The 14,926-nt window shown below is 58.1% G+C and carries 12 protein-coding genes; 5 read left to right on the top strand and 7 right to left on the bottom strand.

Annotated elements, in window-relative coordinates; genetic code table 11:
* Positions 1 to 1,491 precede the first annotated feature (1,491 nt).
* A complete protein-coding gene (locus ABIB06_RS26585) occupies positions 1,492 to 1,722 on the top strand; it encodes a hypothetical protein (RefSeq protein WP_354069398.1) in 231 nt (76 codons plus the stop codon).
* Between the two features lie 240 nt (positions 1,723 to 1,962).
* On the top strand, positions 1,963 to 2,136 hold the full coding sequence (locus ABIB06_RS26580; protein ID WP_354069400.1) for a hypothetical protein: 174 nt from the start codon (positions 1,963 to 1,965) through the stop codon (positions 2,134 to 2,136).
* 552 nt (positions 2,137 to 2,688) lie between these two features.
* Here the strand turns inward: ABIB06_RS26580 and ABIB06_RS26575 are convergent.
* From ABIB06_RS26575 to ABIB06_RS26565, 3 genes are all read right to left on the bottom strand, one after another.
* A complete protein-coding gene (locus ABIB06_RS26575; protein WP_354069402.1) occupies positions 2,689 to 4,620 on the bottom strand; it encodes a hypothetical protein in 1,932 nt (643 codons plus the stop codon).
* A 131-nt stretch (positions 4,621 to 4,751) separates the two neighbouring features.
* On the bottom strand, positions 4,752 to 5,849 hold the full coding sequence (locus tag ABIB06_RS26570) for a glycosyltransferase family 4 protein (RefSeq protein ID WP_354069404.1): 1,098 nt from the start codon (positions 5,847 to 5,849) through the stop codon (positions 4,752 to 4,754).
* Positions 5,850 to 5,869: 20 nt separating this feature from the next.
* The gene (locus tag ABIB06_RS26565) at positions 5,870 to 6,904 is read right to left on the bottom strand and encodes a glycosyltransferase family 2 protein (protein WP_354069406.1); all 1,035 of its coding nucleotides are present in this window, start codon (positions 6,902 to 6,904) and stop codon (positions 5,870 to 5,872) included.
* A gap of 452 nt (positions 6,905 to 7,356) precedes the next feature.
* Between ABIB06_RS26565 and ABIB06_RS26560 the strand changes: the two genes are divergently transcribed.
* Genes ABIB06_RS26560 through ABIB06_RS26550 form a run of 3 tightly spaced genes read left to right on the top strand, consistent with a single transcriptional unit; the run spans position 7,357 to position 10,794 of the window.
* Entirely contained in the window at positions 7,357 to 8,025 is a 669-nt protein-coding gene (locus ABIB06_RS26560; RefSeq protein WP_354125681.1) for a TVP38/TMEM64 family protein, read from the top strand.
* 5 nt (positions 8,026 to 8,030) lie between these two features.
* Positions 8,031 to 9,077, top strand: a complete 1,047-nt coding sequence (locus ABIB06_RS26555) for a lysylphosphatidylglycerol synthase transmembrane domain-containing protein (protein WP_354069409.1) — start codon at positions 8,031 to 8,033, stop codon at positions 9,075 to 9,077.
* A gap of 49 nt (positions 9,078 to 9,126) precedes the next feature.
* Positions 9,127 to 10,794, top strand: a complete 1,668-nt coding sequence (locus tag ABIB06_RS26550; RefSeq protein WP_354069410.1) for an ArnT family glycosyltransferase — start codon at positions 9,127 to 9,129, stop codon at positions 10,792 to 10,794.
* A gap of 62 nt (positions 10,795 to 10,856) precedes the next feature.
* On the opposite strand, the gene ABIB06_RS26545 is transcribed toward ABIB06_RS26550, so the two are convergent.
* The 4 genes from ABIB06_RS26545 to ABIB06_RS26530 all read right to left on the bottom strand — a co-directional run bounded on the left by ABIB06_RS26545 (position 10,857) and on the right by ABIB06_RS26530 (position 14,414).
* Positions 10,857 to 11,546, bottom strand: a complete 690-nt coding sequence (locus ABIB06_RS26545) for a class I SAM-dependent methyltransferase (RefSeq protein WP_354069411.1) — start codon at positions 11,544 to 11,546, stop codon at positions 10,857 to 10,859.
* Between the two features lie 80 nt (positions 11,547 to 11,626).
* On the bottom strand, positions 11,627 to 12,748 hold the full coding sequence (locus ABIB06_RS26540) for a DegT/DnrJ/EryC1/StrS family aminotransferase (RefSeq protein WP_354069412.1): 1,122 nt from the start codon (positions 12,746 to 12,748) through the stop codon (positions 11,627 to 11,629).
* The gene (locus ABIB06_RS26535; protein ID WP_354069414.1) at positions 12,748 to 13,134 is read right to left on the bottom strand and encodes a cupin domain-containing protein; all 387 of its coding nucleotides are present in this window, start codon (positions 13,132 to 13,134) and stop codon (positions 12,748 to 12,750) included. The genes ABIB06_RS26540 and ABIB06_RS26535 overlap by 1 nt, the downstream gene beginning before the upstream one ends.
* Before the next feature lie 62 nt (positions 13,135 to 13,196).
* Positions 13,197 to 14,414: a class I SAM-dependent methyltransferase gene (locus ABIB06_RS26530; protein WP_354069416.1), complete on the bottom strand. Its 1,218-nt coding sequence runs from the start codon at positions 14,412 to 14,414 to the stop codon at positions 13,197 to 13,199.
* Positions 14,415 to 14,926 lie beyond the last annotated feature (512 nt).

Below are 14,926 nucleotides of genomic sequence, written 5' to 3'. Positions count from 1 at the left end.
AGAGACCCCGCCCAACTTGCAGAGACGATCTTCCGGGCGGCACGGGATCGCGGCGAGACGCAGCAGAAACGGCACCGGAGCGCGAGCCTCGCCGAAAAAATACGCGGAAGAAGGTACTCTCGCATGCTACCGTGAGGTGTACAACGTCTTGGGACGATGGCAGGGGGTTAAGGCCGCGAATCGTGATGTGAAGCCACTGCAGCCGCTTTTCATACCTGACAGGATCCGAGGAGCTGTCCCTCGGCCATCCTCCGTATTCGAACCAAGGATACTCAGATCGAAGAGGTCCGCCAGCGTTCCAGAACCCGTATTGAAGGCAACATCATGACGCTCTAGTGACAGGTGAGGAATAAGATGGCATTTGAATGGATTGTGCTCGAGGCGCTTGGATCAAATTGGCGGGGCGTTCTGTCGATCGAAAGAGCTACCTAGGTTCCGTTCGTTCTCCGCCACGGGACGGGAGTGACTCACGCGCAGAGGGCGCCGATAATCATGACCAGATAGTGGATGCTTGCGGGGCCCTTGCCCCAGCAATCGCTGCGATCGTTGGGTTTGGGGCTATGAGTGCATTGAAACGCTTGACTCCGTTGCTATGTTTTCTTCTGTCTGCATGCTCGGTCTGGCCAGAAACATCAGTTGGACCGCCTGCGGCTCCTCCGGAAAATCCATTGACGGACAATGCACAGCGGACAGGATTAACGCGAGCAGCCAACAATGCGCATCTTACAGGCCCGCTCGAAATGTCCTCTGTGCGGAAGACCAATCACGGCCCAGGGTCATCTTTTGTCTGTATTAGACAGGTAGGTTCATTTTCCGGGAAGCAGCAATTGCCTTACGCCGTCTTCTTCGACGGCGACAAATACAAAGGATCGAGACTCTCCATTATCATGGAAGAGTGCGAACTGCAGACCTACGTACCTGTTCAAAGGCTCGATGACCAATCTTCCCGTCCTGAGCCGTGCATAGCGGGCTGTGTACCTGGAAAGCCATACTAGCGGGATGTTCGTGCTTGCTTCAAACGAGCTGGTCTACGACGCTGCAAGCAGCCGATGCTAAGGAAGTTCTGGGAAGGTTGGGTTTTAGTCCAAACAGGAGGACCTTCGCCGGTTTCTTGGAACTCCTCCAGGACTCTTGAGCTGAACGGCGACCGGCGTCGTATCGCCAGACTGAAGACCTCTGTCGGCGGGACATGCGGCATCAGCCTGGTCAGTTTGGACGGGTTAGTCATGTGGCAAATGCTGCTCGGCAGTTGCTGACATTCGCGTCCTAGTATAAATGATCAACTCATGCAGTATCGAAAACGACAAGCGCCACTCGATGCGGTGCACGACAAATGATATGTCGGGACAGTGTCTGCGGTCCTCGTTCACGCCCGCGAGGTAGTACTTAACTACGGCGACATGTGGTAATTGCACTGTTGGGAGCTGCCGGCGGTTCAATCCATTCCGGGGGTGCGCATGGGATTTGCTTGAAACGTTGGGACAACTACTGATGAGCTTCAATCATCCGCACGCCACGACCGCTTGGGAAACCAAAGAACTGACTGCTGGTGGCATAAAGAGGGTTTTGGTCGTAGAGACATATTTAGCCCTTAGCGCCAATGTTGAGGGCTACGACGCTGTTGCTGTTAACGATCTTCTCTCGGCGGCCAAAGAATATCTGGCAAAGAATGGAGTGCGGTTGGATTTCCTTCGGCTTTTCGAAATCAAGGAAATCAGTTGATGCACCACGCTCGAAGCGTACACCACTTGCTGCTGCGCTGTTCGACTGCTTCGCACGTGTGCGGCCGCAGGTGAATCTTTCTCGCTGCGGCAAACTTTGGTGGCACCTCGCCAACAACAAGCTGCGCGCCGAGTTTATCACGACATCCCATCGCTGCGAACGTGATCCAGCTGCGCATCAGAACGGTGCCAAGAAGCTGATGTTTCTCGGCTCGTCCTGCATCTGTCCCTAGCTCATACCGTGCGCCTGCGCGAGGACAGCGTTCCGACCGGCCAGCTGGAGCCGACCAACCGGCCCTACGCCATTGCCAAGATTGCCGACATCAAGGCGGAAGCCTATCGCGGCCTGCATGGCTGCGACTTCACCAGCGCTCGCCAGCCAATCTCTACGGCCCAGGCGACAATTATCACCTGAGCGGAGCCACGTCGTTACCACGTTGATCGGCCGTTTCCAGGAGGCGAGGATGTCAGGTGCGACAAGCATCGCAGCTTGCGGCAGCGGCACATTGTGACGCGAGTTCCTCTATTTCGATGGCGAATGCGTGTGTGCACCTGTTCAAGGCTATGCCGGCAGCAATTTGATCGACATGGGCACGGGCGAGGACATCGCCGGGTTCGCCTGTGTTGTTGCCAAAATCGGCTGCGGCAGTTCTGCTCGCGAAAGATCGCCGCCGCGAGGAGGAGTCGCCGCAACGGGGCCTTCGTGCTCAGCGCCGCACAACTGGAAAAGTTGCGCTCGACCTCCGGAAGGCATCGCGGTACTCGCTGAGCTGATGCTGATACCGGAACTGATCTGCGGCGACATCCTCCCAAATCGAGAAGAGCACGAGACATTCACTAGCACAGTGAGCAATTCTCACAAACAGCGCAACCGCCATCTGGGATAGAAGCCATCGGCTAACCGCCCGAGGCTGGGTTCCAAGGACTTAGCTTTCCAGTGAAATCGGGGGCCGAGCCTCCCACGAACCTAGCGGGGAAACGCCTCCAGAACATCGCTGAACCGGAATAACCAGCCGTATTCGAATCCCTGTTGACTATCAATGAAGAGGGCCTTGTCCCTCATCTTCCCAAGTATGGAATTCAAGCACCATTGCCTATTACTCATGTTCTTGCTGATGATTTGAAAGTCGACCGACCGCGCCTCCATTTCCTGCAACCGTTTCTTCAGATCATCCATTGACTGACATTTCGCAAAATCAGCTTCCAGCCAGGTCAATCCCGGTGCGCGATAGAACGGCGCCCAGTAATCAAACGCGATAGTCACGGGCTTGGTCGTAGCGTTCTGTTCGACGTACCTGCTCATTGGGTAAGCCGTCTCGCCCCATCCCGGCCACGTCCACCAGATGTAGCGATTCATGTCTAGCGCAGCGGCATTGTCCAGCGCCCGGTCCCGCACGACGTTCTTGTATCGCAAATATGACGGCGCTGCCGACAGTGCGACCAGCACCATCAGAGCGGCGACAGTTGTCTGTACCGCAGCGGTGGTCGCGGTGCTGATGTTCTCGAACCATACCAACATTGGATAGACGCCGAAAATCGTCAGTAGCAGGCTTACCAGAACGAGGTATTTCGGCTCGAACGGCAGGTCCGCGAAGCTAAACGCGCTCAGCATCGCCACCGGGAAGAACAAAACGAGGATTAGCGGTACCGCGTGACGATCAAGCACGGACCGATTTCTTCGCGCCAAAAACAGGAACAATGGCGCGGCGGCGACGATCATCACCAGGGTGATCTCTGGCAAAGTGTAGAAGATGACCCGCGCCATGCTCCAGAATTCCTTGAGATGCTGAAGCATGGCGCTGTGATCCATCGTCGTGATGGCGCTGTAGGCAATCGGCCTGGCCACGTAGATCGATTCCGCGCGAAGCGCTTCAACGTCGATGTCGTTGCCGACGATTGTCGGATCAAACAGAACATTCTGCTGGAAGAATATTGCCGACACGCCAAGTGCCACGACAGTCAGCGAAATGATTGAAAAGAATATCGTGGCGACTTGCGCCGGCACCTTGGACGGCACTAGCGCCGGCCATCGCTTACGGATCGCCGGCAGCCCCAGGTAAATCAGCAAGAGGGCCACGAGCGGCAGCAGCGCAATCGACGGCTTGATATTGACGAAATACAGCGGCACGCTGGCGAAGATTGAGCGCATCTGGAGCGGATTGAGCCAGATCTTTGGCACCAGCAACACGCACGTTCCTAAAATGGTCAGGCCGAAGATCACCAAAAATCGTCCCGCCGCGGCCGCCGCCTCGCGCGGCGCCGGCACCACGAGCGGTATCAACATCAGCTCGAGCCAGCAAATCAGGATCGTGATCGAGAGCGAGGTGTCTTTCTCCAGATAGGCGAGGCCGCAAAATATCGCGATCACGGCCACGCCATTGCGCCCAAATGCGCGATATCCGACGTAGTGAAGGATGGCGATGGCGGCAAATAATGTAGACAGAATGTCGTATTTGAGAACCTTCGCGATGCCCTTGAGCATCGGAAAGTTCATGACGACGAGCAGCGTGAACAGAAAAGCGTTCGAGCTCCAGGCGGACGCGCCGGCCAATCTCACGACGAGCGAGGCCAGATAAGCCATCAAGACCAGTGCAACGACGACCTGAAAAAACGCAAACGGCAAGATCGGCGTGTAGTGAATGTCCCAGACGATCAGATCGTTGAGCTGATACAAACGGCTCAGGATCGAGTTCAGCCACTCTCCCGGGTAGGCAATCAGAAGATTAGAGATAAGAGATCCATCGCTCAACTGAATGGATCTCACGTCGGCGAGAAATGCACCGAGCCGCTTCAAAGTCGAGGTCTGATCTGCAGTTGGGTATTGGGAGAGGGCCCAAAAATAGGTGGCAATCGACACCAGATTCGCGGCGAGGAGCCCGACCGTTGCAAGTATTCGCAAAACATCGCTCGATTTTGTTTTAGGCGACACTGAATTTGTTGATGACAATGATGCGAAACCTTTGAAGTGCCGAAAATTCCTGACGCGCAAAGTACCGTATTCGCGGGCGCCGGTGAGTTTCCGCCGGAAGACTAAAGTCGGGATGTGTATCGGGAGCGGATCTCCTTCCAGAACTCCACGTACTTTTCTGCCATGCGAGTCCACGACAACGATTGGACCTGCTGCAGCCCCCATTGCCGCAGCTCGGCATAGCGCTCGCGGTCATTCAGAAGCAGCGAGATCCGATCGGCCAGTTCCGAGGGCGAGTCAGGATCGACTAACGATAGTTCGTGGGTAAAGAATTCCGTCGAATCAAGCGTACGACCGGTGATTGCCGGCGTTCCGCACGCCATGGCCTCGACCGCACTCAGGCCGAATCCATACCTGGAGGGAAACAAGAACAGATCCAACTCAGAATAGAACTGCCTCATGTTCTCCTCGGGCACGAAGCCGACAAATTCATATCGATCCGGCGGAATGTTCTTGCGCGCCAGATCCTTCATCTCTTCCAGTTCATTGCCGCCGCTTGCGATTGCGAGGAACGCATCCGGATTCTGCCTGGCAACGTCGGCAAAGGCGAGGATCGCGGCATCGAGACCCTTCGCCCGCTTGGCTTCGCCCAAAAACCCGATGCGGAATTTGCGCTTGGGAATCGCGGCATCACACCAGAATCTGCTGTGGTCGATGCCAAGCGGGATAACGCCGATACGATCCGCCGGCACGCCGAACATGTCGACCACCTGTTTGGCCGTCGATGGAAACGGCACGATCAGTCCGTCGCTATGCCGGCACGCGAATTCGATGCAGCGGCGCTTGATGGAGTATTTCAGGAAATTGTCGTAACCCCGCGCCAGAAAGGGAATGAGATCGTAAACCCCGGTGACGACCGGGCGCTTGCGCGCCAGAATTATGAAGATCGACGACACCGAATAGACGCCGAACCAGACGTCGTGCTGGACGCCGCGCAAATCCCACAGGAAATTCGGTGCCTGCCTAAGCACCGCGGCTTCGGTGAGGAGCATGCCGCGATCGTGGAAGACGTAAGGCTGCCCAATGGCATCGAGGCCTGTGACCAACTCCGCAATCACCCGTTCCAGGCCGCGTCCAGTGTCGCGTCCGATAGACAACGGAAATGCGCTGATGCCGACCTGGTTCAACGAAGCCGATACCGGCGACACGTCGCGGGTCATTGATTGTGCGCCGGGTGCAATCATGAGGCGTCGGTCGATGCGCGCCCGGAATGCACTTCGCTCAGCTTGCTTGGGGCGCTGGTCACCTTCATAATCGCGCCGTTCTTGACGATCTCGCGAACCGAATAATAGCGCTCAGCGGATATCGCATAGTAGATCTTGATCAGGATGTCGGTCAGGATTCCCAGCGACACGAACAGCAGCCCCGCGATGAAGCTGAAGACAGTCAGCAGCGGCTCCAGCGTGCTCGACAACTTCCTGTCGGTGACGAACAGCCAGACCGTGCGCAAGCCGAAAATCGCCGCGATGAGGAAGAACAGAACGCCGATGCCGCCGAGCAGATGGATCGGCCTGACCGAATAGCTGCGCCAGAACCAGAGCAGCACGATATCGGCGAGGCCCTTGATGGTCCGGACCGCGTTATATTTCGACGTCCCGCTCCGGCGCGGCCTGTGATTGACGGGCAGCTCTCCGACGGAGAACCCCCGCATTTCAAGCAGCGCCGGGATGAACCGGTGCATTTCACCGTACAGATGGACGTTGTCGAAGCACTCACGCCGGTAGACCTTCAACGAACAACCGCTGTCGTGAATGGTGTCGTTGAGAAACACCTTGCGCAGCAGGTTTGCGCCGCGCGAGACGAAGCGCTTGCCAAATGTATCCTGCCGGTGGACGCGCCAGCCCGAGACAACGTCCAAATTGTTGGCCTCCAGATGCGCAATCAAATTGGGAATGTCGGCGGGGTCGTTCTGCCCGTCGCCATCCATGGTGATCACGTATTCGTACTGGGCGGCGTGGCAGCCGGCGTCGAAGGCGGCGGTCTGTCCAAAATTGCGCCGAAAGCGGAACACCGTGACGTTCGCCATCGAACCGGCGACGCGCGCGCTGTTGTCGGTCGAGCCGTCGTCGACCACGATGATCTCGCGCACCCAGCCGCGCGCATCGCAGACGCCGTTGATCTCGTCGATGAGCGCAGCGAGGTTATTCTCCTCATTCATGACCGCGATGACGACGCTCAGCCGTGGCTCAACGGACACCTCAACATTGCTCGTCATCTTTGTCCCTCAGAACGGTAGTCGAGATCGAAAGCATCTGGTTTGGCGAACCAGGATACCTGAGCAGATCCATGTTCGCTTTTTGCGAAAGAATGAAAGCCGAGGCATCGCGGTGACAGGAGGCCGTCTGCGCCTTCCGGGCTGTCAACACCATTTCCCCTTGCGGGGACGCCCCAAGGGACTTGGCCTATCCTAATCTGACCACAGAGGGAAGTACCGCGCGGCTCCAAATAGCGACTCAGCCGTCCGTGGCCGGAACGCATCACCTAGTGGCCCTGGGGCTCGCGTCTCAGGCAAATTTGCCTGGTTTTAGCCTGCCCCCCATCGTCCTGAAGGCGCCTATAGCCAAGGCTATTTTGATTTGCTAGAGGATCGCTCGTATTAGTGCGCTTTCCGTTTGGGCCGGTTCAGGTCAGGCTGCAATAAGCCCTGTTGGTGCGAGAATACATGGGTTGTTGGAAATCGGCGGCAATGGCTCCAGCACCCATCACGGGCCGCGAAGGATCCGGGCTACTACTGGTCTGATGACGGAAGCGCTCAGCAATTGGCTTCAGCATTTTGGTAGTTTGACGCCGGTTTCCGCGGCGGCACTTTGCCTGGTATTTCTGTTGACCGCCTTCGTAGTCTTTCCTCGCACCGTGCTGATCATTGTGGCGGGCGTGGCGTTCGGGATGGCAGCTGCTCCAATCATTCTGCTGAGCGGGACCGTCGGCGGGATCCTTGCGTTCTGTTCGTCGCGATACATCGCTGCAAACTGGTTCCGCCGAAAGCTGGAGACGAGGCCGACGCTCAAGGTTGTCGCGCAGGCCGTGGACGAAGAGGGCTGGCGCATCATTGCTCTTTCGCGCCTCGGGGCACCCGTTCCCAGCGCATTGCAGAATTATCTGTTCGGACTGACAAAGATCGACCTCGTCAGTTATTCGATCGCGACCTTTGTCTTCAGCGCCCCGCAGGTATTCCTGTTTTCCTTTCTTGGCGCGACCGGCAGGGCCTCCCTGCTCAATGATGGGTCCTCAGGCGTACCGCTTGGGTTTCCGCTGGTGGCGCTTTTGCTTACCGCCACGATCATCGCCCTCATTACGCGGCGCGTAAGAACGCTGCTGGTGCGGCTCGAACGCTGATCGGATTGAAGCTCGATGCGCGCCCTCAAGCCGCGGCGGAATCCATCTCAAAGGCCGAATCATTGATGCGAAGGTTGTTATCGATCCTGAAATTTTTGATCATCCCGGTCGCCATAGGGCTCGTCGTCTGCCTCAGCGATGTCAGGGAAATTTATGCGGATGTGGTTCGCTCGAGCTTTGCCTGCGACGCAGCGGCCTTCGTGCTATCCATGCTTGCCGTCGGCTTGAATGCGGTCAAATGGCAGCTTGTTATCCCTGCGCTGAGGGTGGTGGACCTCTTCAAGGCCGCCCTTATCGGTCAGTTCTACAGCTTTTTCTTTCTCGGACAGGCCAGCGGAGAAGCCGCCAAGATTTACCTGATTTCCCGCGGTTCGGGTAACGTCAGCGGTGCGGCGGTCTCGGTCCTCACCGACCGGCTGACATCCTTCATCGGGATGCTGTCTGTCTCGGTGATCGGCTTTGGGATGTCCTCCAGTCACTACCCACCGAGACTTCAGCACATTGCGCTGGCGAGCCTGGTCTTGCTGATCGGGACCTTGATTGCGCTGCGTCACGACGCCGTCTTCCGTTGGGCCGAACGCGTTGTGACGTGGATCGAAGGTTCGACGAACGGCTATTCGGTCGCACTCGCCAGGGAATTGCGGAACGCTATTCGGCAATGGCATGTGGCGGTCAGTCAGTGGTGGCGGGTGGTGATGGGCGTATCGATCGGGGCGCTGGTGCACATCGTCAACGTTCTGACATTCATTGTTCTGGCGGTCGGTATCGGTATCAAAATCGACTTCGCCGATTGGTGCTGGATCGCCGGACTGGTAAGCATTGCGGGGCTCATTCCGATCACAGTCGGCCAGATAACTGCGGGAGGTGCGCTTGTGGCACTGCTCCGTCTGCAAGATGTTTCAATGGTCGATGCACTGGCGCTTGCGACCCTTGTCGTGGCCGTCACTTGCCTACTTGCGGTCATCGGAAGTATTCTCGAATGGCATCGCTTGCACGCTCGGGACGCGGTGCCTGCGCCATCTGCCACGGACGGAATATCGAATCCATCATGATCTCGCGCCTAAGACCGTCTGTCGACCTTCCAGCTGCGACGATTTGACGATGCAGGCACACGACCGAGCATCGCATCCGGCCGGCGATATTGTCGGAGAAGCCAACAATCGTCTCGCCTGCTGGATGCTGCTGGCTTGTCTGCTGTTTGCAATCGGTCAGCTCGTATTCAACGCTCTTACGCTCGACACCTGGATGGACGAGGGCAAGTACCTGATGAAGGGCTACTGGTACCTTACCGGTCAGATCGCACCCTATTCCGCGCTGGATCCGACCTGGTACATGCCGCTGCCATTCTACACCGTCGGTTCGATGGAGCGCTTGTTCGGCACCGGTTATCTGCCCGGCCGCGCGCTGATGATCCTGTTCGCAATCGGGTGCCTGGTGTTGGTTTACCTGGCCGGCGCGCGGATCGGCCGTTCTCGCCTTGCCGGTGTCGGCCCGGCCATCCTCGTCGTGGGCTATCCCGTAACCCTGACTTATTTTGCTACCGCTACGCCCTATGCGATGGTGAGTTGTCTGTCGCTGGCGATGATCCATATCCTGCTCGCTGCGAACGCACGACGGATCGCCTATGCGATTGCCGGCGGTATTCTTTGGGCGTTGTTGTTCGCTCGGCCCGACATGCTGCCGTTTGCCATGATCCCGACCGGCTGGGCCCTCCTGATCGAACCCAGGCGCAAGCTGCAGTGCTTCACGATCGGCTTTCTGACGTTCCTCGCCGCATCCATGGCAACACTCTGGATATTCGGACGTGGTTTGGTGGATGTCGTTCTGGACACGCCGGGGTTGGCGCAGATTGCCATGGCGCTGGGGGTGCCGGCGGCTCCAACCTCCAACATCCTGCCGCTTACGGTGTCACCGCTGGACCCTGTGGTGCGGCTCAGTGAAATCCCGGTCTATTTCAACTCATATTTTTTTCGACCGTATTTTGTTGTGTCGGTGATCACGCTGGCGATGATCGGGCTGCGGATTGTTTCAGCCAGCCGCTCGAGCGAGGGGCGTCGACTGAAACCGATCGACCTGATCCTGGCTTATTTTTGGATCACCGCCATCCTGCATTACATGCTGTCGCTGTCTTACTGCGTCGACTGCATTATTCCTTACACGAACTACTTTCTGCCCGTTGGCGCGCTTGGCGCGGCGGCCCTAATTGGGGAGATATCCAGGCTTGGGCGCAGTCGCCAACTGGTCTATGTCGCGCTCGGTGGCCTCTGCATCACAGGCGCGGTGATGCATGTCTTTCCTTCTTTCCCTTCTCTGTTGCGCCCGCAAACCGAAAAAGTGCGGACAGCCGCAACGGACATTTCGCGTCAGTTGCGGCAGAGCCTCCCTCCAACAGGCCGCGTTTTTGTCCTGAGCGATCGCGTCGAGGTCGCACAAGCCGTTTGGCTGGCCGGCGGCGTGATCGAGCCGCGATCCCTATACCTGCCCACGGTCTTACGTGAGCCCAAGCCCGGATTGACGAACGAGCAGCGCGACAGGGTCAATTCGGCGATCTGGGAAGCCGGCTTCTGGAGCGAGGCCAGCATGCGGCTCGCGCTGGTCCAGGACTACCAGACGCTGCTGATCGAGCGCCGCAAGGACTATGGCGACACGCTTGTCGGGACCGTGCGCGACGGCATTCCATTCGGCGACGTCGTGGCTAAGCATTTCGCGCTCACGGCCAGCTTCGCAGTCGGAGAGCGGACGTTCGAGGTCTACCGCAGGCACGAGTAAGTGGCGCCTGGCGGCAAGTAGAGATTAGGTCGCCTTCCCAAATGGCCTGCTCGGCAAAAGCATCAGACCGCGACCGCGACCATAGCCGCAGCCCATTTACGCGAACTCGCGGGCGTATTGATGTCCGGGAAACCGGTCAGCGCGAGCAACTTAAATCCGCTGACCCGAAGCATCAGCTCGAGCTCAAGCGGAAAAAAATACCGAACCTGGTGGGTTTCCTCTGCTTGTCCGAGGACAGTGTTGCCCTGCAGGCGCATGACCTTGACCGTGATTTCGCAGCGCTGGCTGTCAGGCAGATGCAGGCCTGAAGAGGACCTAACGACGACCGCGTCGCCAGTCTCGAACCTTCGGGTGTTCTCACCCGGCGGATCCACGACCACGGCCGGCCCATACCAGAAGTCTGCGATCAGCAATCCGTCCTGTCGCAGATTCTTCCGCGCCGCGCCGAGCGCGTCCAGGGCATCGTCATTGCTGCTCATATAGCCGATGACGTTGAAATTCATCAGCGCCGCGTCAAACGGTGATTTGCCCGAGAAATTCCTGATATCGCCGGAAAGAAATTCCGGATTGGCACCGAGTTTCATGTGCGATGCGCGGTGGCGTGCGCGCGCCACCATCGCTTCGGATTGATCGACGCCGGTTACGTCGAAGCCATCGCCTGCGAAGATCACAGCATGCTTGCCGGTTCCGCAGCCGAGATCGAGCAATTTCTTGATCTCGCCGCGCCTGAATTTCGCGATCAGGTTCTCCACCGCCTCGCATTCGGCGGCGTAGTTCTTTTCGGCGTAGACCGTATCATAGGTCGCCGCATAGGAGTCGTTGAAGACGCCCGTCACGAAAGAACCTCACGAACCGCGGCGCTGACGCGATCGATCTGCGCTTCGGTCAAGCCAAGTCCGGAGGGAACATACAGGCCGCGGCGCGCCAGCCGCTCCGTCACCGGATAGCTGCTTCCGACAAAAAGGCCTCGTTCGCGCAGGACCGGTTGCTCGTGCATGCCGAGGAAAAGCGGCCGTGTGTCGATCCCCTTTGCACGCAGGCGCTTCGCGAACTCGACGGCGTCAAAGCCAACGTCATCGACGAGGATTAGGCAATACATCCAGTAGACGTTCTTTGCCCATTCCCGCTCGATCGGTAACGTGATCTGCGCCAGATCGGACAGCCGTTCACGATACGCGACGGCCATCTTTCGCTTGCGCCGGATGTGATCTTCGACGCGGTCGACCTGAGCCACGCCGATCGCAGCCTGCAGATTGGTCAGGCGATAATTGTGACCGATTTCGGTGTGATAGAACCGCCGCTCCGGGCGGAAGCAAAGATTGCGCAGGGAACGCAGCCGGGCGGCATAGTGGTCACTGCTGGTGACGACCATCCCGCCCTCGCCTGTGGTCACAATCTTGTTGGCGTAGAAGCTGTAGCAGGCCATGTCGCCGAAACTCCCGACACGGCGGCCCTCGACTTCCGCACCGTGGGCCTCCGCGGCGTCCTCGATGATGCGCAGATCATGCTTGGCGGCAAGCTTCATGACGCGACGCATGTCGACGGGATGCCCGAACATGTGCACCGGCATGATCGCGCGTGTCCGCCGCGTGATCGCGGCTTCAACCTGATCGAGATCCATGCACCAGGTTTCGGGATCGCAATCTACCAGCACCGGCACGCAATCGGCCTCTAGTATCGCGATAGCGCAGGAGATGATGGTGTAGGACGGCATGATGACCTCGGAGCCGGGCTCGAGACTCAATGCCTTCATGGCGACCTGAAGGGCCGTGGTGCCATTACTGACCGCCACACCGTGCGCGACGCCGCAAAACTGCGAAAATTTCTGCTCGAACTCCTGGATGAAGCGCCCTTCTGAAGAAACCCAGCCGGTTTCGATGCACTCGTTGACAAGGGGAGCCGTGTTGTCTCCGATCAGGGGCTCGGAGACCGGAATGAACGGGGCCGCTTCCATTACGACCTCGGTGCGATCAGGGGGACGTCGAGACGAAAGGTGTCCTTCTCGTAGTCCTCGCCGCCGCGCGGGCCGCGGGTCAGCACCAGAAACGTCGTGTCTTCCAGCGCCTCAAAAGCGTGCCGCTCGTGGGGAACACTAAGGATGAGATCGTTAGGCCCCATGATCGCCTCGACTGGCGCCTGGTCCGGCATTTGCGAAACGGTGCGAAGCTTCCCCGACAGTACGTACAGCCACTGCCACGTCTCCTTGTGATAGTGGTTGGCGCGAACCGCGTGCTTCCGGCTGTGAATGATGGTCGCGTACTCGATGGGTTCCCGCTGCAGCACGTCGATGATTTCCCCGCGCGTATCCGCAAAGGAAATTGGAAGCTTTTTTAAATTCATCTCATGACTCCCTGCTGCCGATGGCAAGTTGAGTTGCCTGGCAGGAACTAGTTGGAAAGATGTCAGCCGACGATCCTGGGCGTCGGAATCGGGATGATGAACTTGCCGCCCCGATCCGAAAACTCCTTCAGGTTGTTCATGATCTCTTCGGCAAAATTCCAGGCCAGCAGAAGCGCATAATCAGGCTGGTGCTTCAGTAACATATCGTCCGGAACGACTTCAATGTTCATCCCCGGCGTGTAACGGCCGAGCTTCAGCCTGGACTTCTCGGTGACGAAGTCGAGGAAATCGCTGCCCAGTCCGCAATAATTCAGCAGGGTCATTCCCTTTGCCGGCGCACTCACGGCGACGATCTTGCTACCGCTTTGCTTGAGGCCGGTCAGCATCGCCCGAAGCGCCAGGCGGTTGTTGGCGACGCCCTGCGCGAACTTCCGCAAGGTATCCAGCTCGTAGATTTTCTCGCGCTCTTCATTGGCCAGCATCTGTTCGACGATCGGAGCGACCCGGCTGGTCGAGACGCCGATCTTGCGCACGAACAGGCGGATCGAACCGCCATGGATGTCGCGCAGTTGCACGTCGAATATCTCCATGCCGAACTGTTTGAAGAACCGCACCAGCGGCTTCACCGACAGATAGGACAGGTGCTCGTGATAAATAGTGTCGTACTCGAGGCTGTGCAGCAGTTCGAGGAAATAGGGAGCCTCGATGATGAAGGTGCCACGCTCGGCGAGCAGGATGGAAACGGCCTGCATCAGATCATGCAGATCGCCGACATGAGCGAAGACGTTGGTTCCGGTAATGACCGAGGCCTGCCCCTTGCTGGCAACGACCTTCTTGGCGCTTTCGCTGTTGAAGAACGCGGCGACGGTCTCGATGCCGTTTTTGTTGGCGATCTCCGCGATGTTGGCGGCCGGGTCGACGCCGAGCACCTTGGTGCCCTGCTCCTTGAACATCTGCAGGAGCACGCCGACATTGCTGCCGATATCGACGACCAGATCATCCTTGGTCAGCCCGAGCAGGCGCGTCGTGGTGCGAGCAAACTCCCCCCAATGCCGGCGGCCGGCCGTGGTGGTCGAGGATTCGTAGGGATAGTCGTCGCAGTAGAGAATCTCGGGCGGCACTACATAGTTGAGCTGGATCAGCCCGCACTCTTCGCAGACCGCGACCTGCAGTGGGTACGCATCCCGGTGCTCGCTGAGCTGGTGCTTGTGCAGGAACTGATCGGCCGGCGGCATCTCTCCCAAATCGAGAAAGAGCGCGAGACGCTCGCTCGCGCACATGCGGCAATTCTTTACGAACATAGGTCGGCCCATCATTCAGGGGTTGAAGGCAGTCGCCAGTTCCGCGACTCCAGCTGGAGACTGTTTCTAAGAACACACTTCCTCCGTAAAATCGAGAGGGTTGGAGGGCATGGATTAGTGCAGACTTTAGCCTCGCGGACCGCCCAAATAATGCCGCAGGATGTCATTCCGGTTCAGCTGCCCTCCACCGCTCTCAATTGGCGCTGACGACCGCTTGGGCGGCCTCAACAGCAAGTTCCGGTCTACTCCCAGAGCAACAAAATCCGACGGATCGAGTGGCCTTTAACGATCAAAATTACAAGAACATTTCAGGAACATCGGCCCCTGAGACGTGAACCGAGTTCGCGGAAACTGGTATTTGGGCACCACAATCAACTGCTGACGCAGTACTCCTGTGTCCCAACCATGTTGGTGTTTCGAGATGCGCACTCCCAATGTCCTCGCACCAACACCGGCCGTTGACTGATGAGAGGAAGCTAAGCGCGTTGAGG

It is taken from the genome of Bradyrhizobium sp. LB8.2, from assembly GCF_040548035.1.
Classification (GTDB): domain Bacteria; phylum Pseudomonadota; class Alphaproteobacteria; order Rhizobiales; family Xanthobacteraceae; genus Bradyrhizobium.
This window is presented reverse-complemented; position numbering and strand designations above follow the sequence as displayed.

Excerpts from the sequence above, each read along its gene's own strand:
- ABIB06_RS26530 (WP_354069416.1), bottom strand. The coding sequence starts at position 14,414 with ATGTGCGCGAGCGAGCGTCTCGCGCTCTTTCTCGATTTGGGAGAGATG.
- ABIB06_RS26550 (WP_354069410.1), top strand. The coding sequence starts at position 9,127 with ATGCAGGCACACGACCGAGCATCGCATCCGGCCGGCGATATTGTCGGA.
- ABIB06_RS26535 (WP_354069414.1), bottom strand. The coding sequence starts at position 13,134 with ATGAATTTAAAAAAGCTTCCAATTTCCTTTGCGGATACGCGCGGGGAA.
- ABIB06_RS26570 (WP_354069404.1), bottom strand. The coding sequence starts at position 5,849 with ATGACCCGCGACGTGTCGCCGGTATCGGCTTCGTTGAACCAGGTCGGC.
- ABIB06_RS26565 (WP_354069406.1), bottom strand. The coding sequence starts at position 6,904 with ATGACGAGCAATGTTGAGGTGTCCGTTGAGCCACGGCTGAGCGTCGTC.
- ABIB06_RS26585 (WP_354069398.1), top strand. The coding sequence starts at position 1,492 with ATGAGCTTCAATCATCCGCACGCCACGACCGCTTGGGAAACCAAAGAA.
- ABIB06_RS26540 (WP_354069412.1), bottom strand. The coding sequence starts at position 12,748 with ATGGAAGCGGCCCCGTTCATTCCGGTCTCCGAGCCCCTGATCGGAGAC.